Raw genomic sequence first — 26,901 nt, forward strand, 5'->3', positions numbered from 1 at the left:
TTCATGACGACTATTTTCGATCCGATCAAACTGGGCGACGTCGAGTTGGCCAACCGCATCATCATGGCTCCCCTGACCCGCTGCCGCGCCGACGAAGGCCGCGTACCCAACGCGTTGATGGCGGAGTACTACGTGCAGCGAGCCTCCGCCGGCCTGATCCTCAGCGAAGCGACTTCGGTGACGCCAATGGGCGTGGGCTACCCGGACACCCCCGGCATCTGGTCCAACGACCAGGTACGTGGCTGGGCCAACGTCACCAAGGCGATCCATGGCGCTGGTGGCAAAATCTTTCTGCAACTGTGGCACGTAGGGCGGATCTCCCACCCTTCGTACCTCAACGGTGAAGCCCCGGTCGCGCCAAGCGCCATCCAGCCGAAAGGTCATGTCAGCCTGGTTCGCCCAATGGCCGACTACCCGACCCCACGTGCCCTGGAGACCGCTGAAATCGCCGACATCGTCGACGCCTACCGCACCGGCGCCGAAAACGCCAAGGCGGCCGGCTTTGACGGCGTGGAAATCCACGGCGCCAACGGTTACCTGCTCGACCAGTTCCTGCAAAGCAGCACCAACCAGCGCACCGACAACTACGGTGGCTCTCTGGAGAACCGTGCACGCCTGTTGCTGGAAGTGACCGATGCCGCCATCGAAGTTTGGGGCGCTGGCCGCGTTGGCGTGCACCTGGCACCGCGCGCCGACTCCCATGACATGGGCGATGACAACCTCGCCGAGACGTTCACCTACGTCGCTCGTGAACTGGGCAAACGCGGTATCGCCTTTATCTGCTCCCGCGAAAAAGAAGGCGCCGACAGCCTGGGCCCGCAACTCAAGGAAGCCTTTGGCGGCCCGTACATCGCCAACGAGCGCTTCACCAAGGACAGCGCCAACGCATGGCTGGCCAGCGGCAAGGCCGACGCTGTCGCCTTCGGCGTGCCCTTCATCGCCAACCCGGATCTGCCGGCACGCCTGAAAGCCGACGCGGCGCTTAACGAACCACGTCCGGAACTGTTCTACGGCAAAGGCCCGGTCGGTTATATCGACTATCCAACCCTGTAAATCACTTAACACGTAAACAAAAGGCCTCCACTCATCCGAGTCGAGGCCTTTTTTCTTTTTACCGTGGAGAAATAAACAAACCGCTTACAACCCGTCGCCCCCTCGTAACAGGAGCTAATAACTCCTTTACTCATACGCGTTGATTAACCCTTCCGATCCATCAAGAATTATCTGCCGCCCAACAAACATCAACTTAAATGGATTTAAGCCGATGCCAACTTTTATCAAGCAATTCGCAAGTGGATTGACACTCAGCCTGGCCATCAGCAGTTATTGCGCTGCAGACAGTGCCCCGGCAATTTCATTGTCAGAGGATCTGGACACCACCACGATCCACTCCTACATCAAAAACCTTACCCCACAAAAAATGAGTGTTGCGACGCCATCCAAAAAGATGAGCAATGCACCCTACCCGCTCACTGACTTCGATGTGCCCGTCAAAGGCACGACCGAGTTTGCCGCAGACTTTCCCAACTACTTCAGCTCTATCGGGCTCGCCAAACCGACGGTACTGACCGAGACGTTCTCCTATGTCTCAGGCAACAAGCAATGCCAGTTCAGCGCCACGATCGAAGTCAGTCTGAAAGACGAAGAGGGTGACATTGAGCGGGTGCCCCATTGGTCAGGCTATGGCAAATCAACGGGCAGCGAGGCCGCTGACTGTTCTACCGAAATCCTGCAAGTGAAGCAGTCATACCCTTACAGCATGGCCATCGAATTCAGCTTCGAATGAGCGGTAACTCACCGAGAGCAAAATAAAAATGAAGACACTCAGCATCCGTACGTGCGCCCTGTTATTACTGTGCTCATTCAACGCGCACAGCATGAGCAACACAGTGATCAGCGTTAAAGTCGTTAACAACACTTTTGGCACGATGAAATTGAAAAGCATCACTGGACTTGAAGTTGCACTCAATGGCCCCTTGATCACGTTCAATGTCGGACCTGGCACCTACGAAATCATCGATATTCCATACAGCCGACCTTTCACGCTCGACTCCCCGAATTGGCAACCGCGCCGCAACAAAGTCCAACCGGTGACCCTCGATCTGGAGTTTGAAGTCCATGGTCAGCGTTGCCGATTGAAAACCAGAATGGAGGCACCGGTAGGCTACGGCGTTCTGGCGCCTGACTATAAACCTGTCTGGCAAACCGCCGTGGAATCGTCAGGAAGCGGGAAATACAGGTGCCATGGGGTCACGACCAAAAAGCTGACAAGACCGCCTTTCAGCTACGCCGTTGAACTGAGCATCAACAAGTAGCAACCTGTCGCCAGGGGCAACCCGGGCAGACAGCCATCGCCGCGGCGTGCCTCTGGTACAGGCACGCCCATTCACATCCTCGACACAAATTCCCTACAAAATACGTAGTTCGCCATGTATCAAGGCGACGGGTGTCCGTATATAAAAGCACCCCATCGCGAAAAGGTGCCTCGATCAGGGACTGAAGCCCCTTTCGTTGTTGACACAACCTGACTCAATTACGCAGGCTGGGACTCAGGCGAAGCATGTCCAGGCCGCTGTCGACCCAACGCTCGGCCTCCTGATGCAGCGCAAAGCTCTCGGGAGCGAGTAACCATTGATAGAGGATGCCATCAATGTATGCGTGAATGGTTATCGCAGCGCGGGCGGTGTCGAGGTTTTCCGGCAGTTGTCCACGATTGACCGCATTACGCAGCGCCAGCCCGATCCGCAGGTTGCAGTCCGTGCTAACCGTGCGCCGTTGCTCGCGCAGATCACACATTTCATCAGTGAATTCGCACTTGTGAAACAGAATTTCATTGATGCGACGGGTCTTCGGGTCCAGGGCAACTTGATGAAACAAATGAATCAGCAGCTTGCGCATGCAGCCCAGGGGATCTTCTTCCTCTTCACTTTCGCTGGCGCGCGCCATCTCATCCAGTGGCTCACGCAGGCTGTCCAGCATGGCCTGGACCAGATCGGCCTTGTTGCTGAAATGCCAATAGATCGCGCCACGCGTCACCCCGGCGAGGGTCGCGATATCGGCCAGCGTCGTGCGCGCCACGCCCCGTTCGTAAAAGGCTTGCTCTGCGGCTTCGAGAATCTGGCTACGGGTTTCTTGAGCTTCCTCTTTGGTGCGACGAACCATGGCAGTAAAACCTCAATCAGGGATCCTTCGGCGATGCCTGAACAGCATCTGAACAAATGTGGGGAGACCTCTTTCGGGCCTGCTCCCCAGCCTACAATTCACACCTTGAAACACTGCGGCTGAAAGGATTGAGCCGCCTTCAAGGTATTTACAAACAACCATGAACGTAAGTATATTCCTTAGCAAGCTACTTATCCACTCAGCACTGATTTTTTACCTTTCCACTTTTCTAGTGCGCATCGAGCGCGCCTGACCCGAGGATCTTCATGCAATTCAAGCCAGCTGTTACCGCTCTGGTCACTGCCGTCGCCCTGGCATCGCTGCTCAGCGGATGTAAAAAGGAAGAGGCGGCTCCCGTCGCACAAGCCCCTCAGGTCGGCGTCGTTACCCTCCAACCACAAGCCTTTACCCTGACTTCCGAACTGCCAGGCCGCACCACGGCCTATCGCATCGCCGAAGTTCGTCCACAGGTCAACGGCATCATTCTCAAGCGCCTGTTCAAGGAAGGCGGCGACGTCAAGGAAGGCCAGCAGCTCTACCAGATCGATCCATCGGTGTACCAAGCCACGCTGAACAGTGCCCAGGCCAACCTGCAATCGACCAAATCGATCTCCGATCGCTACAAGCAACTGGTCGACGAACAGGCGGTCAGCCGTCAGGAATACGACACGGCCATGGCTAACCGCCTGCAGTCCGAAGCGTCCCTGCAAACCGCACAGATCAACCTGCGTTACACCAAGGTCCTGGCTCCACTGACTGGGCGCATCGGTCGTTCCACCGTCACCGAAGGTGCACTGGTGAACAATGGCCAGACCGAAGCCATGGCAGTGATCCAGCAACTGGACCCGATCTATGTCGACGTGACCCAGTCCTCGGTCGAGCTGCTTGAGCTGCGCCGCGAACTGGAAAGCGGTCGCCTGCAAAAAGCCGGCGACAACGCGGCGATGGTCAAGCTGACCCTCGAAGACGGCAGCCAGTACAAGCAACAGGGCAAGCTGGAGTTCTCCGAAGTCTCGGTTGACCAGACCACCGGCTCGGTGACCCTGCGCGCCGTGTTCCCCAACCCTGACCACACCCTGCTGCCGGGCATGTTCGTTCACGCCCAACTGCAAGCGGGTGTGAACAGCGCCGCGATCCTCGCCCCACAACAAGGCGTGACCCGTGACCTCAAGGGCAGCCCGACCGCTCTGGTGGTGGGCCCGGACAATAAGGTCGAACTGCGCCAACTCAAGGCCAGCCGCACCGTCGGCAGCCAATGGCTGATCGAAGACGGCCTCAAGGCCGGCGACCGCCTGATTACCGAAGGCCTGCAGTACGTTAAACCCGGCGTTGAAGTGAAAGTCAGCGAAGCGACCAACGTATCCGTGAAAAACCCGGCCCCTGCACAGGCAACAGACAAAGCTGCGGGCGGCAAAGGGGAGTAAACCATGTCGAAATTCTTTATCGACCGTCCGATTTTCGCCTGGGTAATTGCCCTGGTGATCATGCTGGTCGGGGCTCTATCGATCCTCAAGTTGCCGATCAACCAATACCCGAGCATCGCCCCACCGGCGATCGCCATCTCCGTGACCTACCCAGGCGCCTCTGCACAAACCGTGCAGGACACCGTGGTGCAAGTGATCGAGCAGCAGCTCAACGGTATCGACAACCTGCGTTATGTGTCTTCGGAAAGTAACTCCGACGGCACCATGACCATCACCGCCACCTTCGAGCAAGGCACTAACTCCGACACCGCGCAGGTCCAGGTCCAGAACAAGCTGAACCTGGCCACCCCGCTGTTGCCGCAGGAAGTGCAGCAACAAGGTATCCGCGTGACCAAGGCAGTGAAGAACTTCCTGCTGGTGATCGGCGTGGTGTCGCGTGACGGCAGCATGACCAAGGACGACCTGTCCAACTACATCGTGTCCAACATGCAGGACCCGATCTCGCGGACCGCCGGTGTCGGTGACTTCCAGGTCTTCGGTGCGCAGTACGCCATGCGTATCTGGCTCGACCCGGCCAAGCTGAACAACTACAACCTGACCCCGGTCGACGTGAAAACCGCCGTGGCGGCGCAGAACGTCCAGGTCTCGTCCGGCCAGCTCGGCGGCTTGCCAGCGCTGCCTGGCACTCAGCTCAACGCCACCATCATCGGCAAGACCCGCCTGCAGACCGCAGAGCAGTTCAATGAAATCCTGCTCAAGGTCAACAAGGACGGTTCCCAGGTTCGCCTGAAAGACGTCGCCGACGTTGCCCTCGGTGGCGAGAACTACAGCATCAACGCCCAGTTCAACGGTGCGCCGGCGTCCGGCCTGGCCGTGAAACTGGCCACCGGTGCCAACGCCCTCGACACCGCCAAGGCCCTGCGCACAACCATCGAAAGCCTCAAGCCATTCTTCCCTGAAGGCATGGAAGTGGTGTTCCCGTACGACACCACCCCAGTGGTGACCGAGTCGATCAAGGGTGTGGTTGAAACCCTGGTCGAAGCGATCGTGCTGGTGTTCCTGGTGATGTTCCTGTTCCTGCAGAACTTTCGCGCTACCGTCATCACCACGATGACCGTGCCCGTGGTACTGCTGGGGACCTTCGGTATCCTTGCCGCGTTCGGTTTCAGCATCAACACCCTGACCATGTTCGGTATGGTCCTGGCCATCGGCTTGCTGGTGGACGACGCCATCGTCGTGGTGGAAAACGTCGAACGGGTGATGAGCGAAGAAGGCCTGTCACCCAAGGAAGCGACCAAGAAGTCCATGGGCCAGATCCAGGGCGCGTTGGTCGGTATTGCCCTGGTGCTGTCCGCCGTTCTGTTGCCGATGGCGTTCTTCAGCGGCTCCACCGGTGTGATCTACAAGCAGTTCTCGATCACCATCGTCTCGGCCATGGCCCTGTCGGTATTGGTCGCACTGATCTTCACCCCGGCGCTCTGCGCCACCATGCTCAAGGCCATTCCCCATGGCGAGCACGGCGTACCGAAGCGCGGCTTCTTCGGCTGGTTCAACCGTAACTTCGACAACGGTGTGCGCCGCTATGAGCGCGGCGTCGGCAGCATCCTCAAGCATAAAGCGCCGTACCTGCTGGCCTACCTGATCATCGTGGTCGGCATGATCTGGCTGTTCACCCGCATCCCAACGGCGTTCCTGCCGGAAGAAGACCAGGGCGTTCTGTTCGCTCAGGTGCAGACGCCAGCCGGTTCCAGCGCCGCACGGACCCAGGTGGTCGTGGACGAAATGCGCGAGTTCCTGCTGCGTCCGAACAAGGATGGCGGTGAAGGCGATGCGGTGGCCTCGGTGTTTACCGTCAACGGCTTCAACTTTGCCGGTCGTGGCCAGAGTTCGGGTATGGCGTTCATCATGCTCAAGCCATGGGACGAGCGTAACGCCGACAACAGCGTGTTCAAGGTCGCGGCCCGTGCCCAACAGCATTTCTTCACCTTCCGCGATGCGATGGTGTTTGCGTTCGCCCCGCCGGCCGTACTGGAATTGGGTAACGCCACCGGTTTCGACGTGTTTCTGCAGGACCGCGCCGGTATCGGTCACGACAAGCTGATGGAAGCGCGCAACCAGTTCCTCGGCATGGCCGCGCAGAGCAAGGTGCTGTCGCAGGTGCGTCCGAACGGCCTGAACGACGAGCCGCAATACCAACTGGAAATCGATGACGAGAAAGCCAGCGCCCTGGGCGTCACGCTGACCGAAATCAACAACACCCTGTCGATTGCCCTGGGCAGTAGCTACGTCAACGACTTCATCGACCGTGGTCGGGTGAAAAAGGTCTACATCCAGGGTCAGCCTGGCTCGCGGATGACCCCGGAAGACCTGAAGAAGTGGTACGTGCGCAACAGCCAGGGAACCATGGTGCCGTTCTCGGCCTTCGCCAAGGGCACCTGGATCTACGGCTCGCCGAAACTGGCGCGCTACAACGGCGTGGAAGCGATGGAAATCCTTGGTGCCCCGGCCCCGGGCTACTCCACCGGTGAAGCCATGGCCGAAGTCGAGGCGCTGGCGAAGAAGCTGCCGGCCGGTGTCGGTATCTCCTGGACCGGTTTGTCCTACGAGGAACGTCTGTCCGGTTCCCAGGCGCCAGCGCTGTACGCCTTGTCGCTGCTGATGGTGTTCCTGTGTCTGGCGGCGCTGTACGAAAGCTGGTCGATTCCGATCGCGGTGATGTTGGTGGTGCCGCTGGGGATCATCGGTGCCCTGCTGGCGACCAGCTTGCGCGGCTTGTCCAACGACGTGTACTTCCAGGTAGGTTTGTTGACAACCATCGGGTTGGCGGCGAAAAACGCCATTCTGATTGTCGAATTTGCCAAGGAGCTGCATGAACAGGGACGCAGTCTCACGGATGCGGCCATCGAAGCCTGCCGGATGCGTTTGCGCCCGATCATCATGACCTCGCTGGCATTCGTCCTGGGTGTGGTTCCGTTGGCCATTTCCACCGGCGCAGGTTCGGGTAGCCAGCATGCCATCGGTACCGGGGTGATCGGCGGTATGATCACCGCCACCGTACTGGCGATCTTCTGGGTCCCACTGTTCTTTGTCACCGTGTCGTCTATGGGGCAGCGCAAAAAAGCTGACCAGGATGGCGCAACTGAAACTCCTAAAGAGGCTGGCCAATGAGCAAGTCGCTACTCTCCCTAGCCATCGCCGCGTTCGTGCTCGGTGGCTGCTCGCTGATCCCCGAGTATCAGCAGCCCGAAACCCCGGTGGCCGGGCAGTATCCGCAAGGTCCGGCCTATACGCCGGCCGAAGCGGCCAGCCAGGCCGCGGCGGAACAAGGCTGGAAGCAGTTTTTCCATGATCCGGCGCTGCAACAGTTGATCCAGGTCGCACTGGAAAATAACCGTGACCTGCGTGTCGCCGCCCTGAACATCGACGCCTATGCGGCCCAATACCGCATTTCCCGCGCCGACCTGTTCCCGGCAGTGTCAGCCAACGGCAGCGGCAGTCGCCAACGCCTGCCGGCTGACGCGTCGCAGACTGGCGAGTCGAGCATCAGCAGCTCGTACTCGGCGACCCTGGGTGTCAGCGCCTACGAGCTCGACCTCTTCGGTCGTGTTCGCAGCCTCAACGAACAGGCGTTGCAGACCTACTTCGCCTCCGAAGAAGCCCGCCGCAGCACGCAGATCAGCCTGGTGGCCAACGTCGCCAATGCTTACCTGACGTGGCAGGCCGACAAGGAACTGCTGAAGGTGACCCAGGACACCCTCGCCACCTTCGAAGAAAGCTACCGCCTCACCGCGCGTAGCAACGAAGTCGGCGTGGCCTCGGCGCTGGACCTGAGCCAGTCGCGCACTTCGGTGGAAAACGCCAAGGTGCAACTGGCCAAGTACACCCGCCAGGTCGCCCAGGACGAAAACGGCCTGACGCTGCTGCTCGGCACCGGTGTGCCGAGCAATCTGACCGCCGCCCGGCCGCTGGCCGACGACCTGCTCAGCGAAGTGCCGGCCGGCCTGCCGTCGGACCTGTTGCAACGACGCCCGGACATCCTCGCCGCCGAACATAACCTCAAGGCCGCCAATGCCAACATCGGCGCCGCCCGGGCTGCGTTCTTCCCAAGCATCAGCCTGACCGCCAATGCCGGCACCTTGAGCCCGGACCTTTCGGGCCTGTTCAAGGGCGGTTCCGGAACCTGGTTGTTCCAGCCACAGATCAACCTGCCGATCTTCAACGCCGGTGCGTTGAGTGCCAGCCTGGACTATTCGAAAATCCAGAAAGACATCACCGTCGCGCAGTACGAGAAGTCGATTCAGACTGCCTTCCAGGAAGTCTCCGACGGCCTCGCGGCACGCCAGACCTTCAACCAGCAGTTGCAGGCCCAGCGTGACTTGGTGGACGCCAACCAGACCTACTACCGTCTGGCCGAGCGTCGCTACCGCATTGGCGTCGACAGCAACCTGACCTTCCTCGACGCCCAGCGTCAGCTGTTCAGCTCGCAACAATCGCTGATCACTGATCGCCTGTCGCAACTGGTCAGCGAAGTGAACCTGTACAAGGCCCTGGGTGGCGGCTGGAATGCGCAAACCGCGCAGAACGAGCCGGTGAGCAAAGACGCACCGAAGCTCAAGATGTTCTGATTGCCAGACCCTTGAGCCTCATGAAAACCGGAATCCGCCATGGATTCCGGTTTTTTTATGCCGGTCTGAAACTGCCTGTCAGATCTGCGCCAGCGCCTGGGCCAGATCGGCGCGCAGGTCTTCGATACCCTCCACGCCCACCGATAGGCGCACCAGTGCATCGCCAATGCCGATTTGCGCCCGGGTGGCGACCGGAATGCTGGCGTGGGTCATGATTGCCGGGTGCTCGATCAGGCTTTCCACCCCGCCCAGGCTCTCGGCCAGGGCAAAGATCTGCACCGCTTCGAGGAAGCGCCGGGCACCGGCCAGGTCGCTGTTCAGGTCCAGGGAAATCATCCCGCCGAATCCGCGCATCTGCCGTTGCGCCAAGGCATGCTGCGGATGGGACGGCAAGCCTGGGTAATAGACTCGCGCCACTTGCGGCTGACGCTCCAGCCACTGCGCCAGGTCCAGCGCATTGCTGCAGTGGCGTTCCATGCGTAGCGCCAGGGTCTTGACTCCGCGAAGGGTCAGAAACGCATCGAACGGCCCGGCAATCGCGCCCACGGCGTTTTGCAGGAACCCCAGGCGCTCCGCCAACTCGGGGTTTTGTCCGACCACGGCGATCCCGCCAATCACGTCGGAGTGGCCGTTGAGGTACTTGGTGGTGGAATGCAGGACGATGTCAAAACCCAGCTCCAGCGGCCGCTGCACCCAGGGGCTGGCGAAGGTGTTGTCGGCGACACAGAGGATGCCGCGCTGACGGCAAATACGGGCGATGGCGCTCAGGTCAGTCAGGCGCAACAGCGGGTTACTTGGGGTTTCCACCATGACCATCCGCGTGTCGTTCTGCAATGCCGCGTCAAATGCCGACAGGTCAGTCAGGTCGACGAAGCTGAAGCGATGCCCGGCGCTGCGCTGGCGGACCTTGTCGAACAGGCGGAAGGTCCCGCCGTAGAGGTCGTTGCCGGAGACAATGTGCGCGCCGCTGTCGAGCAGCTCGAGCACGGTGGAAATGGTCGCCAGCCCAGAGGCAAAGGCAAAGGCCCGGGTGCCGCCTTCAAGGTCGGCCACACAACGCTCCAGAGCAAAACGCGTCGGGTTGTGGGAACGCCCGTAATCCAGGCCTTGATGCACCCCGGGGCTTTGTTGCAGATAGGTCGAGTTGGCGTAGATCGGCGGCATCAGCGCTCCGGTGGACGGGTCCGGAACCTGCCCGGCGTGGATCACCCGGGTGGCAAAGTCCTGTGGCACCGGGGGGTTCTCGTGGTCACTCATGTCAGGGATCTCCGTAGATGATTGAGCAGATCGACGCGGGTAATCAGGCCATGGAACACCGGGCCATCGGCGATGATCGCCACCAGGCCACGGTCGAGTTCTGCCTGCAATTCGGCCAACGAGGTGCTGGCTGGCAGGGTATGCAGTTGGTCGGTCATGGCCGAGGCGACGGTCAGGCGCAGGTGCGCGGCGTCCTGATGCACGCCGAGCAAAATATCGGACTCGTCGATCACCCCGACCAGGCGCTGGCCATCCACCAACACCGGCAACTGCGAGACATCGGCCAAACGCATGCGCTGGAAGGCGGTCAGCAAGGTGTCGTCCGGCCCGACGCTGATCACCCGGCCATCCTCGAAACGCCGAGCGATCAGATCCCTCAAGTCTCCGTAGCTCTTGCGTTGCAGCAGGCCCTGATCGGTCATCCACTGGTCGTTGTAGACCTTGGACAAATAGCGCGTGCCGGTGTCACAGACGAAGCTGACCACCCGCTTCGGCTCGGTTTGCTCGCGGCAGTAGCGCAATGCCGCCGCCAGCAATGTCCCCGTCGATGAACCGCCGAGAATGCCTTCGGCGCGCAGCAACTGGCGGGCGTGATCGAAGCTTTCTTCGTCGCTGATCGAGTAGGCCTGGCGCACGCTGGAGAGGTCGGCGATCGAGGGAATGAAGTCCTCGCCTATGCCTTCCACCGCCCAGGCCCCAGGGGTGCCAAGGGTGCCGCTGCGGCTGTACTCGGCCATCACCGAGCCGACCGGATCGGCCAGCACCATCGCCAGGTCAGGCTGCACCCGACGAAAGAATCGGGTCAGCCCAGTCAGGGTGCCGGCCGAGCCGACGCCAACGACAATAGCGTCCAGATCATGCTGGGTCTGCGCCCAGATCTCCGGCGCGGTGCTGCATTCGTGGGCCAGCGGGTTGGCGGGGTTGTTGAACTGATCGGCGAAGAACGCCCGGGGAATCTCCTGCGCCAGGCGCGCGGCGACATCCTGGTAGTACTCGGGATGGCCCTTGCCGACGTCGGAGCGGGTGATGTGCACTTCGGCACCCATCGCCTTCAGGTGCAGGACTTTCTCGGTGGACATCTTGTCCGGCACCACCAGCACCACCCGGTAGCCTTTCGCCCGCCCGACCAGCGCCAGGCCCAGGCCGGTGTTCCCGGCCGTCGCTTCAATAATGGTCCCCCCAGGGCGCAAGCGCCCGTCGCGTTCGGCGGCGTCGATCATGGCCAGGCCGATGCGGTCCTTGATCGAACCCCCGGGATTCTGCGATTCGAGTTTGAGAAACAGCGTGCAGGGCCCGGTATCGAAGCGGCTGACGCGCACCAGTGGCGTATTACCGATTAGTTCGAGTACGGCAGGACGGGAGTCGTTCGGCATGTCGGTACCTCACGGGTGGATCAGCACAGGAAGGACTGCAACCTCGCATCGACCATAAGCCGCGAACGCGGGACCTGCAACCGTGCCTGGCTCACCGGTAGCAGCGGGATTACCGTTCGATCATCGCCCAAAACCCGCTTTCGCAGATTGAACCATTTAGTACATTCGCCCCACCATTCGCCAAACAACACCAATAACAACAGGTTCCAAGCCATGTCCCCGCGCCCTGCCCCGTCCGGCTGATACAGATCGTTTTGCCCTCTTGAATACCCTTTGTCCGCAACCTTTGCGTCGCGGCGTTGGCCCGTTTCATCTCCAAGAATTAGAGAGTCCCCAGCCCATGACACCTTTCACTGCGCAGTACTTCGCCCCCAGCCTGATCGCCGCCGCCCTGTTCGTCGCAGCCTTGCCCGCCCACGCCGAGGAGTCGGGGTTTATCGACGGCGCCAGCGCCAACCTGAATCTGCGCAACTTCTACATCAACCGCAATTTCACCAACCCGGATAAACCCCAGGGCAAGGCTGAGGAATGGACGCAGAGTTTCATTCTCGATGCCAAATCCGGCTTCACCCAAGGCACTGTCGGCTTTGGCATGGACGTGTTGGGGTTGTACTCGGTGAAGCTGGACGGCGGCAAGGGCACCGGCGGCACCCAACTGTTGCCGCTGGACCATGACGGTCGTCCGGCGGACAACTTCGGGCGCACTAACGTCGCGTTCAAGGCTCGTCTGTCACAGACCGAGTTGAAGGTCGGCGAATGGATGCCGGTGCTGCCGATCCTGCGTTCCGACGACGGCCGCTCGCTGCCGCAGACGTTCCGTGGCGGGCAGATCACCTCTCGGGAAATCAGTGGCCTGACCCTCTACGGCGGACAAATGCGCGCCAACAGCCCGCGTGACGACAGCAGCATGAGCGACCTGTCGATGACCGGCAGGGCGACGGTCACCTCCGACCGCTTCAACTTTCAGGGCGCCGAGTACAGCTTCAACGACAAACGCACCCAGGTTGCGCTGTGGAATGCCGAGCTCAAGGACATCTACAGCCAGCAATTCGTCAATCTGACCCACAGCCAGCCACTGGGCGACTGGACCCTCGGCGCCAACCTCGGCTTTTTCTACGGCAAGGATGACGGCAGCGCCCGGGCCGGCGAGCTGGACAACAAGACCTGGTCAGGCTTGTTCTCGGCCAAATACGGCGGTAACACCTTCTACGTCGGCCTGCAGAAACTCACCGGCGACAACGCCTGGATGCGCGTCAACGGCACCAGCGGCGGAACCCTGGCCAACGACAGCTACAACTCAAGCTATGACAACGCCCGGGAAAAATCCTGGCAACTGCGCCATGACTACAATTTCGCCGCGCTCGGCGTGCCCGGCCTGACCCTGATGAACCGCTACATCAGCGGCGACAACGTGCACACCGCCACCGTCAGCGATGGTAAGGAATGGGGGCGCGAAAGCGAATTAGGCTACACCGTGCAGAGCGGCGCCCTGAAAAACCTCAACCTGAAGTGGCGCAACTCAAGCATCCGCCGCGACTACAGCAGCAACGAGTTCGACGAAAACCGCTTGATCGTCAGCTATCCGCTCAACCTGCTCTGAGCCGATATAATCGCCGTGACCTGCTGAACCCTTCAGCGGCTTGACGTTCCTATGGGCACTCCCCGGAACACTGGCCTTGGCGTGCGGAACATCACTGCACGCCAACAGGTGTCATTTCCGCTGATTGATCGCCGGTCGCCCTACTACCATGAAGCCGATTCTTGCCGTTATCGCTGTGCTCGCCCTGTCCCTCGGACTGGGCGGTTGCATCGGCCCACCGATTGCCCTGAGCCCGCAGACTGAACAAGCCCTGCAAGCCTCGCCGCCGATTCGTTTTCTGCTGACTTTTGACGACGGCCCCAGCGCCTCCGGCTGGGCCAATCCGAGTCGTGCGGTGATGGAGGCGCTGGCGAACAACCCGATCCAGCCCGGGATCAAAGCCGTGTTCTTTGTCCAGACCCGAGCCCCAAGGGCCGGCGGCAGTGAGCGCGGGCGCAAGACCATGGTTCGTGAGCACGCGGCCGGGCATATCCTGGCGTTCCACACCGCCACCCCGTGGCACACCAATCATCGTTCGCTGGACCCGCAGGAACTGGAGCAGTCCCTCAGCTGGGGCACCGCCGATATCCAGGCGATCACCGGCACGGCACCGACCCTGGTACGACCACCATTCTGGAGTTACGACAAGCGCACCTTTGCCGCCTATCAACGGCATGGCCTGCATGTGTTATTGACGGATTTGAGTGCCAATGACGGCAAGGTCTGGGGCATTACCGCCAGTCCGCGGCGGCGGGCCAATCTGCTCAGGCAGTTATCGGAAACCCGCGAGCGCATCGCCAAGGGCGAATTACCCACGGTCGATGGGGTGATTCCGGTGGTGGTGACCTTCCACGATCTGAATCGCTACACCGCCCGGCATATGCAGGAATACTTGCAGATCCTCCTCGACAGCGCTCACGAAACCCACGTGCCGCTGGCACCCCAGCCGTTCTATCAGGACTCGGCGGCGCTGCAGTGTGCGGCCATGGCGCGCACGCTGCATGAGGCTGGCGATCCGGTGCGTTTACCGGGGCTGTGGAACTGGATCTGGGGCCACAAAGACTAGGTGCTACTCGCGGGACTCGACGCCTAACTCATCCCACACCGACGCGGCCAGGTGGAAGGTCGCATTGGCCGCCGGAATGCCGCAATAGATCGCGCTCTGCATCAGCACTTCCTTGATCTCGGCCCGGGTCACGCCATTGTTGGCCGCCGCCCGCAGGTGCAGCTTCAACTCTTCGTTGCGGTTCATGCCGATCAGCATGGCGATGGTGATCAGGCTGCGGGTATGCCGCGGCAAGCCTGGGCGGGTCCAGATATCGCCCCAGGCGTGACGGGTGATCATCTCCTGAAACTCCGAGTTGAACTCGGTCAGGCTGTCCAGGCTGCGGTCGACATGAGCGTCGCCGAGCACCGCGCGACGCACCTGCATGCCTTCGTCATAACGTTGTTTCTCGTCCACGGGTCGCTCCTCAGTGGGCCAACAGGAAGGTCAGCACACGCTGGCTGAAAGCATCGCCGGCCTGCACGTTGGACAAGTGCGCGGCGTAGAACTCGGCATACTCGGCGCCCGCGACCCGCTCCTGGATGAAGTGACTGCCGGAAGGTGGCGTCACGGCGTCGTCGCTGCCGGCGATGACCAGGGTCGGGACCTTGATTGCACCCAGTTGCTCACGGTAATCGGCATCGCGCACCGCTGCGCAGTTGGCGGCATAGCCCTGTGGCGAGGTAGCGGCAAGCATGTCGGTGATCTGTTTCGCCGTCGCCGGATGGGCCTCGGCAAAATCCGCCGTGAACCAGCGGGCAATCGAGGCGTCGCGCAGGGCAACCATGGCCGCCGCGCCATCACGCAGGACCATTTCGATGCGTGGATCCCAGATGGCCGGTTCGCCGATTTTCGCTGAGGTGTTGCACACCACCAGCGAGTGCAAGCGCTCACCGGCATTGATGCCCAGCCACTGGCCGATCAGGCCGCCCATGGACAGCCCGCAAAAATGCGCGCGCTCGATGTGCAGGGCATCCAGCAGGGCCAGCACGTCGCGGCCCAGTTGCTCGATGCTGTAGGGCCCCTGAGTCACCAGCGAGCGACCGTGGCCACGGGTATCGAAACGCAGCACCCGAAAATGCTCGGCGAACGCCGGGATCTGGGCGTCCCACATGTGCAGGTCGGTGCCCAGGGAGTTGGACAGCACCAGCACCGGAGCGTCTTGCGGACCCTCAATTTGGTAGTGCAGTTCGCCGTCGGCGAGTTGTACGAATGCCACAGAGATTCTCCTTCAGACAGTCAGGGTCAGGTGTTCGGCCAGCGCGCGTTCGACCCAGGTCTGGGCCTGGCCGAGGTAGTGCGCGGGGTCCATCAGTTGATCAAGTTCAGTCGCGGACAACTCGCCGGTGACCTGCGGCTCATCGCCGAGGACTGCACGCAGATGCCGCTGTTCGGCCACCGCGCGCTTGCAGCAGGTTTCCAGCAGGTGATGGGCGCGGTCGCGACCGATGCGCTGGGCCAGCACGATGCTGACGGCTTCGGCGAGCACCAGGCCCTGGGTCAGGTCGAGATTGCGTGCCATACGTTCGGCGTCGACTTCCAGTCCTTGGGCAATCGCCAGCGCCTGCTGCAAGGCACCGGACACCAGGCAGCAGATTTCCGGCAGGGTCTCCCACTCGGCGTGCCACAGCCCGAGGCTGCGTTCGTGCTCCTGGGGCATGGCACTGAACAGCGTCGACACCAGGCCTGGCACTCGAGTCGCAGCGCTGATCAGCACTGCCGCGCCAACCGGATTGCGCTTGTGCGGCATGGTCGAAGAGCCGCCCTTGCCCGGCGCAGAAGGTTCGAAGACCTCCCCCGCTTCGGTCTGCATCAACAGGCTGACATCACGCCCCAGTTTGCCCAGGCTGCCGGCCAGCAGGCCAAGCACCGCGCCGAACTCCACCAGGCGATCACGCTGGGTGTGCCAGGGTTGATCCGGCAACCCCAAATCCAACTCCTGCGCCAAGGCTTCGGCGATCGGCATGGCCTGCTCGCCCAATGCCGCCAGGGTGCCGCTGGCACCGCCGAACTGCAGGACCAGCAAGCGCGGCTTGAGTGCCTGCAAGCGCTGGCGGGTGCGGGTCAGCGCGCCCAGCCAGCCGGCGATTTTCATGCCCAGGGTGACCGGTGTCGCGTGCTGCAGCCAGGTGCGTCCGGCCAGTGGTGTGGCGATATGCCGTTGCGCTTGCTGCGCCAAGGCGTCGGCCAAGCGAGCCAGGTCAGCTTCAATCAATTCGAGCGCATCGCGCAGTTGCAGGACCAGGCCACTGTCCATTGCATCCTGGCTGGTAGCGCCCAGGTGCACATAGCGCTCGGCCTCCGGGTCTTGCAGGGCAATCTGCTTGCCCAGCGCCTTGACGAGCGGAATGGCGGAATTGCCGGCAGTGGCAATCGCCTCGCCGAGGGCGGCAAAGTCGTAGTGTCCGGCCTGGCAGGCGGCGGCAATCGGCGCCACCGCAGTCGTCGGGACCAGCCCTATGCTCGCCTCGGCCCGCGCCAGCGCGGCCTCGAAGTCGAGCATGGCCTGGACTCGGCCCTGGTCACTGAATACGTCACGCATGGTCCGCGCGGTGAAATAAGCATCGAACAATTGGTTGCTCGGACGTTGCATAAGGCTTCCTTGAAGGGCGCGCGCCCGAAGCAGGCGCGCGCCGAAGGGTCAAAGGTCGTGATGCAGATACGCCGCTTGCTTGGGCAAACGCAAGCTGAACAGGAAGGCGACAGCCATCATCACCGTCACGTACCAGTAGAAGGAGTTTTCCATCCCCACCGATTTCAGGCTCAGCGCCACATATTCCGCCGAACCGCCGAATACCGCGTTGGCCACCGCGTAAGCCAGGCCGACACCCAGGGCGCGCACCTGCGGCGGGAACATCTCGGCTTTTACCAGACCGCTGATCGAGGTGTAAAAACTCACGATTGCCAGCGCCAGGGTAATCAGCACGAAGGCCAGGAACGGACTGGTGACCGATTTCAGGCTCAGCAGGATCGGCACCGTGCACAGCGTACCGAGGGCACCGAACCAGAGCATCGAGTTACGTCGCCCGATCTTGTCGGCCAGCATGCCGAAGAACGGTTGCATGCACATATACAGAAACAGCGCGCCGGTCATGATGTAACTGGCCGTCTTGGCGTGCATCCCGGCGGTGTTCACCAGGTACTTCTGCATGTAAGTAGTGAAGGTATAGAAAATCAACGAGCCACCGGCGGTGTAACCCAGCACGGTAATGAACGCCGCCTTGTGATCACGAAACAGCGCACGAATGCTGCCGGCGTCTTTGTCTTCACGCATTTCCTTGCTGGTGGTTTCTTTCAACGAACGACGCAGCAATAGCGAAATCACCGCCGCTATCGCGCCGACGACAAACGGAATCCTCCAACCCCAGGCACGCAGTTCATCTTCGGAGAGGAACTGTTGCAGGATCACCACCAGCAACACTGCCAGCAGTTGCCCGCCGATCAGCGTCACGTACTGGAACGAGGCGAAGAAGCCGCGCTGGCCCTTGAGTGCTACTTCACTCATGTAGGTCGCGGTGGTGCCGTACTCGCCACCCACCGACAGGCCCTGGAACAGGCGGGCCACCAGCAGCAGGATCGGCGCCCAGACGCCAATGTCCTTGTAGGTCGGCAGGCAGGCAATCAGCAATGATCCGGCGCACATCATCAGCACCGAAATCATCATCGAATTCTTGCGCCCGTGCTTGTCGGCCACCCGGCCGAACAGCCAGCCACCGATGGGTCGCATCAGAAATCCGGCGGCAAACACACCAGCGGTGTTGACCAATTGCACGGTCGGATCGTCGGAGGGAAAGAAGGCTGGGGCGAAGTAGATCGCGCAGAAGGCGTATACATAGAAGTCGAACCATTCGACGAGATTGCCGGAAGATGCCCCGACAATTGCGAAGATCCTCTTGCCACGCTCTTCAGCGGTGTAGTGGCTGGTGATTGATGTCATGGTTATTCACTCGATGGGGACAGTGAGAGTCTAGACACACTTTGCAACAGTCCCGTTCCGCAGAAACCTGTAGGCGACGCTGCTCACTGTGGGAGGCGGCCCCCTGTGGGAGCGGGCTTGCCCGCGAAGAATTCGCCGCGTTGCCTCAGATAACGTGCGTTATCGTTGACGTTCTTCGCGAGCAGGCTCGCTCCTACAGGTGATGGAGGGTGTGGATTAAACCCTTTCGATCGCCAGTGCCAGGCCTTGGCCTACACCTACACACATGGTCGCCAGGCCCTTACGGCCACCGGTTTTCTCCAGTTGATGCAAGGCAGTCAGCACCAAACGTGCACCACTCATGCCCAGCGGGTGCCCGAGGGCAATGGCGCCGCCGTTAGGGTTGACCTGTGGCGCGTCGTCCGCCAGGCCGAGTTCGCGCAACACCGCGAGGCCCTGGCTGGCGAAGGCTTCGTTGAGTTCGATCACGTCGAAATCATTGACCGACACACCCAGGCGTTCCACCAGCTTGCGCACTGCCGGCACCGGGCCAATGCCCATGACACGTGGAGCAACGCCGGCGCTGGCCATGCCCAGCACTTTCGCGCGAGCGGTCAGACCGTGCTTCTTCACCGCCTCGGCGGAGGCCAGGATCAATGCCGCAGCCCCGTCGTTAACGCCCGAGGCGTTGCCAGCGGTGACGGTCTTGTCCGGGCCGTTGACCGGTTTGAGTTTGCTCAGGGTTTCCAGGCTGGTGTCGGCACGCGGATGCTCGTCCTGCTCCACCACGCTTTCGCCTTTTTTGTGGGCGATGCGCACCGGGACAATTTCCTCGGCGAAGAAGCCAGCCGCTTGCGCCGCTGCAGTACGTTGCTGGCTGCGCAGGGCAAAGGCGTCCTGGTCGGCGCGCGATACCGCGTAATCATCGGCGACGTTGTCGGCGGTCTGCGGCATCGCATCGACCCCGTACTGGGCTTTCATCAACGGGTTGATGAAACGCCAGCCAATGGTGGTGTCTTCCAGCTTCATGTTGCGCGAGAACGCTGCGTCGGCCTTACCCATCACGAACGGTGCACGGGACATCGACTCGACGCCGCCGGCAATCGCCAGTTCCATTTCACCGCTGGCAATGGCGCGGAACGCCGTGCCAATCGCATCCATGCCGGAAGCGCACAGACGGTTGAGGGTCACCCCGGGAATGCTCTCCGGCAGACCAGCCAACAACAGCGCCATGCGTGCCACGTTACGGTTGTCTTCGCCAGCCTGGTTGGCGCAGCCGAGGAACACTTCGTCCACGGCAGTCCAGTCGACGCCCGGGTTGCGCTCGATCAGGGCCTTGATCGGCACAGCCGCCAGATCGTCGGCACGCACCGCCGAAAGGCCACCGCCAAAGCGGCCGATCGGAGTACGAATTGCATCGCAGATATAAACGTCACGCATCATGCTTCTCCCGGTGCCTGGCCGTGGGCGGCAGCGGTGCGCGCTTCCAGATCGCGCAAGGCAAGCAGCTCTGCCTCGGTCGGCTCGGCGGTGAACTCCACCTGATCGGCGAAGCGCACTGGCCAGCCCGTAGCGGCAACCACTTGCTCGCGGGTCACGCCCGGGTGCAGTGCGGTGACCACGAACTCGTGGGTGCCGGCTTCCGGCTCCATGATGCACAGGTCGGTGATGATCCCCACCGGACCGGCACCTGGCAGCCCCAGGCGTTTACGCGAATCGCCGCCTTCGCCGTGGCCGACTGAGGTAATGAAGTCCAGCTTGTCGACAAACGAGCGCGCCGACTGCTTGAGAATGATCAGCACGCTTTTCGCCGAACCGGCGATCTCCGGTGCCCCGCCCGCGCCTGGCAGACGGACTTTTGGCTGGTGATAGTCACCGACCACTGTGGTGTTGATGTTGCCGAAACGGTCAACCTGCGCGGCGCCGAGGAAACCAACGTCGATGCGCCCGCCCTGCAGCCAATAGCGGAAGATCTCGCCAGTCGGCACCACAGTATCAGCGGTTTCCGCCAACTCGCCGTCACCGATGGACAGCGGCAGGACGCTTGGCTTGGCGCCGATCGGGCCCGACTCGTAAATCAGTACGACGTCTGGCGAAGAGGTCAGTCGCGCCAGGTTGGCCGCTTTCGATGGCAAGCCGATGCCGACAAAGCACACCGAACCGTTCTTCAGGCGGCGGGCGGCGGCAACGGTCATCATTTCATTGGTGGAGTACGTCATTATTTGGCCTCCGAAGCACGAGCCAGCTTGGCCTGGAATTCACTGAAATCGGCAGTGCCGTGGATGTATTCGTTGATCCACGCGGTGAAGGTCTCACGGTCGCGGGCAATCGGGTCCCACGCCTGGTAGAAACGGTTGTCACGCTCGGTGTAGCCGTGGGCGTAGGACGGGTGCGCGCCGCCAGGCACATGGCACACCGCAGTCAGGGCCCAGGTTGGCAGTACGCAGGCGTTCATCGGTGCGTTCAGGTCGTCGACAATCTCTTCCACCGTGACGATGCAACGCTTGGCCGCCAAAGCCGCTTCCTTTTGCACACCAAGGATGCCCCAGAGCAGCACGTTGCCCTTGCGGTCGGCCTTCTGCGCGTGGATCACGGTCACGTCCGGACGCACCGACGGCACCGCCGCCAGCACTTCACCGGTGAACGGGCAGGTCACGCTCTTGATCAGCGGGTTGACCTTGGGCAGATCAGAACCGGCGTAAGCACGCAGCACCGCGAACGGCAGGCCAGAGGCGCCGGCAACGTAGGCGTTGGCCAGGTCGGCGTGGCTATGCTCTTCGATTTCCAAAGCATGCGGCCACTGCTTCTCGACCGCATCGCGCAGGCGATGCAGCGAGCCCACGCCCGGGTTGCCGCCCCAGGAGAAAATCAATTTGCGCGCGCAACCGGCACCGATCAACTGGTCGTAGACTAAGTCGGGAGTCATGCGCACCAGAGTCAGGTCTTTTTTGCCCTGACGGATGATTTCATGACCCGCAGCGGTCGGAATCAAATGAGTGAAGCCTTCGAGGGCGATAGTGTCGCCGTCATTCACGAATTGCTTCACTGCAGCTTGCAGCGAAAGGATTTCTGCCATGGGGTTGGACTCCCGATTCTTAGTAAACCGATGTGGAGGACATGGCGCGATCAGCGCCGCCGGATTGCCTGAAGATTAAGCCGCGCCAAATCGTCAAACAATCCGATAATCGACTAAGTGTTCGTTTATCGAACAGATTGTTGTTAGCCTAACGATCCGTTCGAAGCACTCAGGTCGCGTCTGCGTGACTGACCAGCCCCTTGATAATCACCGCCGTGGTGGCCAGCGCAGCAGGAATGACCAGCGCCGTCAGCACCTGCTCGAAGTTCCAGCCCAGGCCAAGCAGAGTCGCCCCCATCCAGGCACCGAGGATTGCGCCAAAGCGGCCGATTCCGAGCATCCAGGAAACACCCGTTGCGCGTCCCTGGGTAGGGTAAAAACGTGCCGCCAGCGAAGGCATGGCCGATTGCGCGCCGTTCACACACATCCCTGCGACCAGCACCAGGGTCGCCAGCAAGGTGATGTTGCCCAGGCTCTGCCCTACCGCGTAGGCAAATACCCCGGCCAATAGATAGAAGGTGCCGATGACCTTGTGCGGGTTGTACCGGTCCATTGCCCAACCCACCGCGACCGCGCTGAGCACTCCGCCCAGTTGAAACAGCGCGCCAATGAACGCAGCCTGCTCCATGCTCGCGCCACTGTCGCGCATCAGGGTCGGCAGCCAACTGGTCAGCAGGTAAACAATCACCAGCCCCATGAAGTACGTCAGCCACAGCAACAGCGTGCCGGTGCTGTAGGTGCCGGAGAAAATCACCGCGAACACGTTGCGCGCCTTGACGCTCTTTTGCTCGGGCACACTGAAGCTCGCCGCCTGGCTCACGGTCACCGGGTCAATCGGCGTCAGTGCCTTGCGCACCCTGTCGGTGCCGCGATTGCGCACCACCAGGTAACGCGCCGACTCCGGCAACCAGAACACCAATACCACTACCAGCAATAACGGCAGGATGCCGCCGATCAGCAACAGGCTGTGCCAGCCGAACGCCGGGATCAATTTGGCCGAGATAAATCCGCCGCCAGCCATGCCCAGGTTGAAGCCACAGAACATGCTGGTCACCAGCAGCGACTTCTTGCGCTCCGGGGTGTATTCCGACAACAAGGTGGTTGCGTTGGGCATGCCGGCGCCCAGGCCAAGGCCGGTGAGGAAGCGCAACACCAACAGTTGCTCGACGTTGGTGCTATAGGCAGATGCCAGGCTGAAGGCGCCGAACAACAGGACCGCCCCCACCAACACCACCTTGCGCCCGAAACGGTCAGCCAACGGCCCGGAACCCAGGGCGCCGAAGACCATGCCAATCAGCGCGGCGCTCATCACCGGCCCCAGGCTGGCACGGTCGATCCCCCAATCCTGAGACAGAGCGGGGGCAATAAAACCCATCGCCGCCGTGTCCAGGCCATCGAGGAAGACAATCAGAAAACACAGGATGACCACGCGCCACTGGTAGCGCGAGATCGGCTGAGCATTGATGAAGGACTGCACGTCAAGGCAGTTACCCACAGAGGATTGAGGCTGATTCATTATTTTTATTCCACACTGAAAACGCAGGCGAACGCCGGCCGGCACAGGCCAGGCCATTCAACAAAGGGGTATTTGCGGAGTCAGGCGCTCCGGGGCGCGATACAACGACAGGCCAGGGACGGGCGCATGATGGGATGCCTCTTCATTATTATCGGGTGCTCCACCGGTGCTGGCCGCGAGGGCCGTACACACCGGAAAACGCTGCCGCGACATTAATAAGGCGAGGGAAAGAGCGTCAATCGAGCAAACGCGAGTCTGTGCGTTTATCGAACACGTTAAGCGAACAACTGGGCGCTGAGCTCACGGCTGGCACTCAGCAACCCCGGCAGAAACCGCTGCTCCAGTTCATTGCGACTGACGCGCCCGGCGTGGGTGCTGATGTTCAGTGCAGCAAGCACCTGGCCCGACGCGTCGTACACCGGAACGGCAATAGAGCGCAGGCCCTGCTCAAGCTCCTGATCAACGACGCACCAGCCCTGCTGGCGAACTTCCTGCAGGCATTCAAGTAAGGCTTCTGGCGTATGCAGGGTGCGGCTGGTCTTGGCCTGCAGATCGGCGCTGTCGAGGTACTCGCGCAACGAAGCATCGTCCAGCGCCGCCAGGAGGATGCGGCCCATGGACGTGCAATAGGCCGGCAGGCGTCCACCTACGGAAAGGTCGACCGAAATCAGGCGCTGGGTAGTCGCCGACCGGGCGATGTACAGAATGTCGTTACCTTCCAGGGTGGCCATGTTGCAGGCCTCGTGCAGTTGCTCGCTCATGCGATCCAGATAGGGCTGCGCCGAGACCGCCAATGGCGTGGACGACAAGTAGGCGTGACCGAGGGTCAGCACTTTGGGCAGCAGCGAATAGGTGCGCCCGTCGGTGGTGGCATAGCCCAATTTGATCAGCGTATGCAGGCAGCGGCGCACTGCCGCGCGCGGAATCTCCGTGCGATGGCTGATCTGGGCGATGGTCAGGTGACGCTTACGCTCCTGAAACGCTTGCACCACTGCCAGGCCGCGGGCCAGAGAGGTCATGAAGTCAGGATCACCGGTCAGCGCCTGGATCCGCTTGGCCGGCGAAGCAACGATTGGGGGGGCTGCCGAGGTAAAGGAGTTACGCATTTGATCGTTCATTACAGGTGGGTCCCCCGAAGTTCATCGGCTATTACAAGCTGCCCGCGATCTTGTGCACAAGTCGTGGACAGTGACTTTGGGCGATTATCGAACGATTAACCGATAATCGCAATCCGTCAGATCTCACTTGTTTTATAATCCAACCCCAGCGAGTACAACCGTGCAAAAAACGCGACTGCACAATGACGTCAAACTTCTATTGCTGCCAGATAAGTACATGCACTTGAAACGTTACGAAGCACCACCATTTTTAACAGCCTCGGACATTTTTGCTTTACGGGGGTGATAGTCAATACCAGATTGGACGCTATAATACCTACAGTGATACCTCCACTTTCCTATACTGCAGGTAAGTGATCACTCTGCGGTGAAGCGGTACTTCGCTACCCGTTACTCACCCGCAAGCGCTTGACGCGCATCCCCAATGCCCGCCCCAAGCACTTGCAGGAAACAAGAAGACTGATGCTACATCGGTGATTCTTCTCTGGTGCTGTGGCCGCCTGTAACCAGGATGCTGTCAGCATGACGTTCTCATGAAACCACGGCTTCTTCGGAAGACAGCCATGAGCGTGCATGCATACGACAGAGCCCGAGTTATGCGTTTCACCAGAGTTCAATTCAATTTCAATTAGGTAATACCGTGACGAAAGACGAACTGCGCGCCGAACTTGAGCGCCAGGAACAACGTTACAAGGAAGTCTACGGCGGCGAAGTCACCACTTATGCCGCACAGCCGGAACCTGAGCGCAAGCCATGGCGAAAACGCGCCACGGTTCAGGATCAGGCGTTCAGCCAGGAACTGCAGAAGATGGAAAAAGAACTCAAGGCCGACGCCCCCTAGCGTCGCGACCTGGGTTTGCTGCTGCCTGGAACACGCAATGTTACGCGTGACCTCATGCCAATACCCGGGGTGCGGGCGAGCTTTGCCGTGGCTGACGGTAATGGGCTAATAGGGCTTTTCCAGCGCTCATTTCAGAAATTTCATACAGCTTTGATCGCAGGTCTGCGAGGCCGCTGCATTTCCTCGACACAAGATAAATACCAGTAAAATCAATCAGTTGAAACACCTACGCAAACGCTCGGGCTTAGGGTCTTGTTACAAACTAAATGGTCAAATCGCCACATCGGCGACAACCGAGTGCATCGATTAACCATCTTTTCTGGCATAATCGCGCCCCCTTATGACCGGGTCAGAAAACCTTCATGATCGATTTATTCAGCGGACTGGATGCTTGGGTGCTTGTGAGCCTCTTGCTCGCCCTGGCCTTTGTCCTCGCCTTCGAGTTCATCAACGGCTTTCATGACACCGCTAACGCGGTTGCCACCGTTATTTACACCAAAGCCATGCCGCCCCACCTGGCGGTGTTCTTTTCCGGTGTATTCAACTTCCTTGGCGTGTTGCTGGGCGGCGTGGGCGTGGCGTATGCCATCGTGCACTTGCTGCCGGTAGAACTGTTGATCAACGTAAACACCGGCCACGGCCTGGCCATGGTGTTCTCGCTCCTGGCTGCGGCCATTACCTGGAACCTGGGGACCTGGTACTTCGGTATCCCGGCTTCCAGCTCCCATACCCTGATCGGCTCGATCCTGGGTGTGGGCCTGGCGAACGCCCTGATCAACGACATTCCACTGGTTGACGGGGTCAACTGGCAGAAGGCGGTGGACATCGGCGCCTCGCTGGTGGTCTCGCCAATGGCCGGCTTCGCCGTTGCCGCGCTGGTGCTGCTTGGCCTGAAATGGTGGCGCCCACTGTCCAAGATGCACAAGACCCCGGACCAGCGCCGCAAGATCGACGACAAGAAGCACCCACCGTTCTGGAACCGCCTGGTTCTGGTGATCTCGGCAATGGCCGTGAGCTTCGTCCACGGTTCCAACGACGGCCAGAAGGGCATCGGCCTGATCATGCTGGTGCTGATCGGTATCGTGCCGGCGCAGTTCGTACTCGACCTGAACAGCACCACCTACCAGATCGAACGAACTCGTGATGCAACCTTGCATTTGAACCAGTTCTACCAGCGCAACGAGGCCACCTTGGGTGAGTTCCTGGCGCTGGGTAAAGGCGTGAAGGACGACCTGCCGGAGAAGTTCCGTTGCAACCCGCAACAGACTGAACCAACCATCGCCGCGCTGCTGAGCACCCTCAAAGGGGTTGCCGACTACCATTCGCTGCCCCATGAAAGCCGCATCGAAGTCCGTCGCTACCTGCTCTGCCTGGATGACACCGCGAAGAAAGTCGGCAAGCTGCCTGGCCTGGACGCCCGTGAAAAGGCCGACCTCGACAAGCTGCGCAAAGACCTGACTGCCACCACCGAATACGCACCGTTCTGGGTAATCCTGGCGGTTGCCCTGGCACTTGGCCTGGGCACCATGGTGGGCTGGAAGCGTGTGGTTCTGACCATCGGCGAGAAGATCGGCAAACAAGGCATGACCTACGCCCAGGGCATGTCGGCACAGATCACCGCCGCGAGCATGATCGGCCTGGCCAACGTATTCAGCCTGCCGGTATCGACCACTCACGTATTGTCCTCGGGTGTTGCCGGGACCATGGTCGCCAACAAGAGCGGCCTGCAAGGCGGCACAGTGAAAACCATCCTGATGGCCTGGGTCCTGACCCTGCCAGCGACCGTGGCCTTGTCGGCCGGCCTGTTCTGGCTGGCGTCGAAGGCACTGGGCAGCTGATTCCCCGCCGAATAAAAAAGGCGCGCCCTCATCGCAGGTCGCGCCTTTTTTTATGCTCGGTTATTGCCAATCTCGAATCGCAGGCAAAAAAAGGGCAACCGAAGTTGCCCAAAATGCCTTGCGTGCTCGTG

At 60.9% G+C, this 26,901-nt stretch carries 22 protein-coding genes; 10 read left to right on the forward strand and 12 right to left on the reverse strand.

The features are described from left to right. The first annotated feature begins 3 nt into the window (after positions 1-3). From NR126_RS19995 to NR126_RS20005, 3 genes are all read left to right on the forward strand, one after another. Positions 4-1,053 carry an alkene reductase gene (locus NR126_RS19995; RefSeq protein WP_256830928.1) on the forward strand — a complete coding sequence of 350 codons (1,050 nt, stop codon included), beginning with the start codon at positions 4-6 and terminating at the stop codon, positions 1,051-1,053. A gap of 211 nt (positions 1,054-1,264) precedes the next feature. Beyond that, complete coding sequence (locus NR126_RS20000) at positions 1,265-1,786, forward strand: hypothetical protein (RefSeq protein ID WP_256830929.1); 522 nt, start codon at positions 1,265-1,267, stop codon at positions 1,784-1,786. Positions 1,787-1,877: 91 nt separating this feature from the next. After that, positions 1,878-2,315 (forward strand): hypothetical protein, encoded by a 438-nt coding sequence (locus NR126_RS20005; protein ID WP_256830930.1) that lies wholly within the window; start codon positions 1,878-1,880, stop codon positions 2,313-2,315. Between the two features lie 214 nt (positions 2,316-2,529). On the opposite strand, the gene emhR is transcribed toward NR126_RS20005, so the two are convergent. Beyond that, complete coding sequence (gene emhR / locus NR126_RS20010; protein ID WP_027621178.1) at positions 2,530-3,162, reverse strand: efflux system transcriptional repressor EmhR; 633 nt, start codon at positions 3,160-3,162, stop codon at positions 2,530-2,532. A 266-nt stretch (positions 3,163-3,428) separates the two neighbouring features. Here emhR and emhA point away from each other — a divergent pair, with 266 nt between their 5' ends. The 3 genes from emhA to adeC are packed head-to-tail and all read left to right on the forward strand — an operon-like array spanning position 3,429 to position 9,211. Beyond that, positions 3,429-4,586, forward strand: coding sequence for an efflux RND transporter periplasmic adaptor subunit EmhA (emhA, locus tag NR126_RS20015; RefSeq protein ID WP_027621177.1), 1,158 nt, complete (start codon positions 3,429-3,431; stop codon positions 4,584-4,586). A 3-nt stretch (positions 4,587-4,589) separates the two neighbouring features. Continuing rightward, a complete protein-coding gene (gene emhB, locus NR126_RS20020) occupies positions 4,590-7,754 on the forward strand; it encodes an efflux RND transporter permease subunit EmhB (RefSeq protein WP_105755655.1) in 3,165 nt (1,054 codons plus the stop codon). After that, positions 7,751-9,211 carry an AdeC/AdeK/OprM family multidrug efflux complex outer membrane factor gene (gene adeC / locus NR126_RS20025; protein ID WP_256830931.1) on the forward strand — a complete coding sequence of 487 codons (1,461 nt, stop codon included), beginning with the start codon at positions 7,751-7,753 and terminating at the stop codon, positions 9,209-9,211. Before emhB ends, adeC begins: the two co-directional genes overlap by 4 nt. Before the next feature lie 78 nt (positions 9,212-9,289). Here adeC and NR126_RS20030 read toward each other — a convergent pair whose 3' ends face one another. Beyond that, positions 9,290-10,468, reverse strand: a complete 1,179-nt coding sequence (locus tag NR126_RS20030) for a PLP-dependent aspartate aminotransferase family protein (protein ID WP_256830932.1) — start codon at positions 10,466-10,468, stop codon at positions 9,290-9,292. Next, positions 10,465-11,841: a cystathionine beta-synthase gene (locus tag NR126_RS20035; RefSeq protein ID WP_027621173.1), complete on the reverse strand. Its 1,377-nt coding sequence runs from the start codon at positions 11,839-11,841 to the stop codon at positions 10,465-10,467. Before NR126_RS20035 ends, NR126_RS20030 begins: the two co-directional genes overlap by 4 nt. Before the next feature lie 340 nt (positions 11,842-12,181). On the opposite strand from NR126_RS20035, the gene NR126_RS20040 reads away from it, so the two are divergent. Then, positions 12,182-13,441: an OprD family porin gene (locus NR126_RS20040; protein ID WP_256830933.1), complete on the forward strand. Its 1,260-nt coding sequence runs from the start codon at positions 12,182-12,184 to the stop codon at positions 13,439-13,441. Positions 13,442-13,589: 148 nt separating this feature from the next. Further along, on the forward strand, positions 13,590-14,486 hold the full coding sequence (locus NR126_RS20045; RefSeq protein WP_256830934.1) for a polysaccharide deacetylase family protein: 897 nt from the start codon (positions 13,590-13,592) through the stop codon (positions 14,484-14,486). A gap of 3 nt (positions 14,487-14,489) precedes the next feature. Here NR126_RS20045 and pcaC read toward each other — a convergent pair whose 3' ends face one another. The 9 genes from pcaC to pcaR all read right to left on the reverse strand — a co-directional run bounded on the left by pcaC (position 14,490) and on the right by pcaR (position 24,091). Beyond that, a complete protein-coding gene (pcaC, locus tag NR126_RS20050; protein ID WP_027621170.1) occupies positions 14,490-14,882 on the reverse strand; it encodes a 4-carboxymuconolactone decarboxylase in 393 nt (130 codons plus the stop codon). Positions 14,883-14,892: 10 nt separating this feature from the next. Continuing rightward, on the reverse strand, positions 14,893-15,684 hold the full coding sequence (gene pcaD / locus NR126_RS20055) for a 3-oxoadipate enol-lactonase (RefSeq protein ID WP_027621169.1): 792 nt from the start codon (positions 15,682-15,684) through the stop codon (positions 14,893-14,895). 12 nt (positions 15,685-15,696) lie between these two features. Beyond that, positions 15,697-17,058: a 3-carboxy-cis,cis-muconate cycloisomerase gene (locus NR126_RS20060; RefSeq protein WP_256830935.1), complete on the reverse strand. Its 1,362-nt coding sequence runs from the start codon at positions 17,056-17,058 to the stop codon at positions 15,697-15,699. A gap of 48 nt (positions 17,059-17,106) precedes the next feature. Beyond that, on the reverse strand, positions 17,107-18,402 hold the full coding sequence (locus NR126_RS20065) for an MFS family transporter (RefSeq protein ID WP_027621167.1): 1,296 nt from the start codon (positions 18,400-18,402) through the stop codon (positions 17,107-17,109). A 216-nt stretch (positions 18,403-18,618) separates the two neighbouring features. Beyond that, entirely contained in the window at positions 18,619-19,824 is a 1,206-nt protein-coding gene (gene pcaF, locus NR126_RS20070) for a 3-oxoadipyl-CoA thiolase (RefSeq protein ID WP_177327297.1), read from the reverse strand. Beyond that, a complete protein-coding gene (locus NR126_RS20075) occupies positions 19,821-20,603 on the reverse strand; it encodes a CoA-transferase subunit beta (RefSeq protein ID WP_177327298.1) in 783 nt (260 codons plus the stop codon). Before NR126_RS20075 ends, pcaF begins: the two co-directional genes overlap by 4 nt. Beyond that, positions 20,600-21,457: a CoA transferase subunit A gene (locus tag NR126_RS20080; protein ID WP_027621164.1), complete on the reverse strand. Its 858-nt coding sequence runs from the start codon at positions 21,455-21,457 to the stop codon at positions 20,600-20,602. The genes NR126_RS20075 and NR126_RS20080 overlap by 4 nt, the downstream gene beginning before the upstream one ends. A gap of 169 nt (positions 21,458-21,626) precedes the next feature. Continuing rightward, positions 21,627-22,973: an MFS transporter gene (locus tag NR126_RS20085; protein ID WP_027621163.1), complete on the reverse strand. Its 1,347-nt coding sequence runs from the start codon at positions 22,971-22,973 to the stop codon at positions 21,627-21,629. A 275-nt stretch (positions 22,974-23,248) separates the two neighbouring features. Continuing rightward, complete coding sequence (pcaR, locus tag NR126_RS20090) at positions 23,249-24,091, reverse strand: pca regulon transcriptional regulator PcaR (RefSeq protein ID WP_027621162.1); 843 nt, start codon at positions 24,089-24,091, stop codon at positions 23,249-23,251. Between the two features lie 640 nt (positions 24,092-24,731). On the opposite strand from pcaR, the gene NR126_RS20095 reads away from it, so the two are divergent. Both NR126_RS20095 and NR126_RS20100 read left to right on the forward strand, forming a co-directional pair. Further along, the gene (locus NR126_RS20095; RefSeq protein ID WP_027621161.1) at positions 24,732-24,932 is read left to right on the forward strand and encodes a hypothetical protein; all 201 of its coding nucleotides are present in this window, start codon (positions 24,732-24,734) and stop codon (positions 24,930-24,932) included. A gap of 362 nt (positions 24,933-25,294) precedes the next feature. Beyond that, positions 25,295-26,770, forward strand: coding sequence for an inorganic phosphate transporter (locus tag NR126_RS20100; RefSeq protein ID WP_027621160.1), 1,476 nt, complete (start codon positions 25,295-25,297; stop codon positions 26,768-26,770). Positions 26,771-26,901 lie beyond the last annotated feature (131 nt).

Origin of the sequence: Pseudomonas sp. Pse1, from assembly GCF_024519635.1 — a bacterium.
Classification (GTDB): Bacteria; Pseudomonadota; Gammaproteobacteria; order Pseudomonadales; family Pseudomonadaceae; genus Aquipseudomonas.

What these genes read in the sequence shown, in the direction of transcription:
- pcaF (WP_177327297.1), bottom strand. Translation starts at nt 19,824, where the DNA reads ATGATGCGTGACGTTTATATCTGCGATGCAATTCGTACTCCGATCGGC.
- emhR (WP_027621178.1), bottom strand. Translation starts at nt 3,162, where the DNA reads ATGGTTCGTCGCACCAAAGAGGAAGCTCAAGAAACCCGTAGCCAGATT.
- NR126_RS20045 (WP_256830934.1), top strand. Translation starts at nt 13,590, where the DNA reads ATGAAGCCGATTCTTGCCGTTATCGCTGTGCTCGCCCTGTCCCTCGGA.
- NR126_RS20035 (WP_027621173.1), bottom strand. Translation starts at nt 11,841, where the DNA reads ATGCCGAACGACTCCCGTCCTGCCGTACTCGAACTAATCGGTAATACG.
- NR126_RS19995 (WP_256830928.1), top strand. Translation starts at nt 4, where the DNA reads ATGACGACTATTTTCGATCCGATCAAACTGGGCGACGTCGAGTTGGCC.
- pcaR (WP_027621162.1), bottom strand. Translation starts at nt 24,091, where the DNA reads ATGAACGATCAAATGCGTAACTCCTTTACCTCGGCAGCCCCCCCAATC.
- adeC (WP_256830931.1), top strand. Translation starts at nt 7,751, where the DNA reads ATGAGCAAGTCGCTACTCTCCCTAGCCATCGCCGCGTTCGTGCTCGGT.
- NR126_RS20005 (WP_256830930.1), top strand. Translation starts at nt 1,878, where the DNA reads ATGAGCAACACAGTGATCAGCGTTAAAGTCGTTAACAACACTTTTGGC.
- NR126_RS20085 (WP_027621163.1), bottom strand. Translation starts at nt 22,973, where the DNA reads ATGAATCAGCCTCAATCCTCTGTGGGTAACTGCCTTGACGTGCAGTCC.
- NR126_RS20030 (WP_256830932.1), bottom strand. Translation starts at nt 10,468, where the DNA reads ATGAGTGACCACGAGAACCCCCCGGTGCCACAGGACTTTGCCACCCGG.
- NR126_RS20040 (WP_256830933.1), top strand. Translation starts at nt 12,182, where the DNA reads ATGACACCTTTCACTGCGCAGTACTTCGCCCCCAGCCTGATCGCCGCC.
- NR126_RS20060 (WP_256830935.1), bottom strand. Translation starts at nt 17,058, where the DNA reads ATGCAACGTCCGAGCAACCAATTGTTCGATGCTTATTTCACCGCGCGG.
- NR126_RS20065 (WP_027621167.1), bottom strand. Translation starts at nt 18,402, where the DNA reads ATGACATCAATCACCAGCCACTACACCGCTGAAGAGCGTGGCAAGAGG.
- NR126_RS20080 (WP_027621164.1), bottom strand. Translation starts at nt 21,457, where the DNA reads ATGGCAGAAATCCTTTCGCTGCAAGCTGCAGTGAAGCAATTCGTGAAT.
- emhB (WP_105755655.1), top strand. Translation starts at nt 4,590, where the DNA reads ATGTCGAAATTCTTTATCGACCGTCCGATTTTCGCCTGGGTAATTGCC.
- NR126_RS20000 (WP_256830929.1), top strand. Translation starts at nt 1,265, where the DNA reads ATGCCAACTTTTATCAAGCAATTCGCAAGTGGATTGACACTCAGCCTG.
- NR126_RS20100 (WP_027621160.1), top strand. Translation starts at nt 25,295, where the DNA reads ATGATCGATTTATTCAGCGGACTGGATGCTTGGGTGCTTGTGAGCCTC.
- emhA (WP_027621177.1), top strand. Translation starts at nt 3,429, where the DNA reads ATGCAATTCAAGCCAGCTGTTACCGCTCTGGTCACTGCCGTCGCCCTG.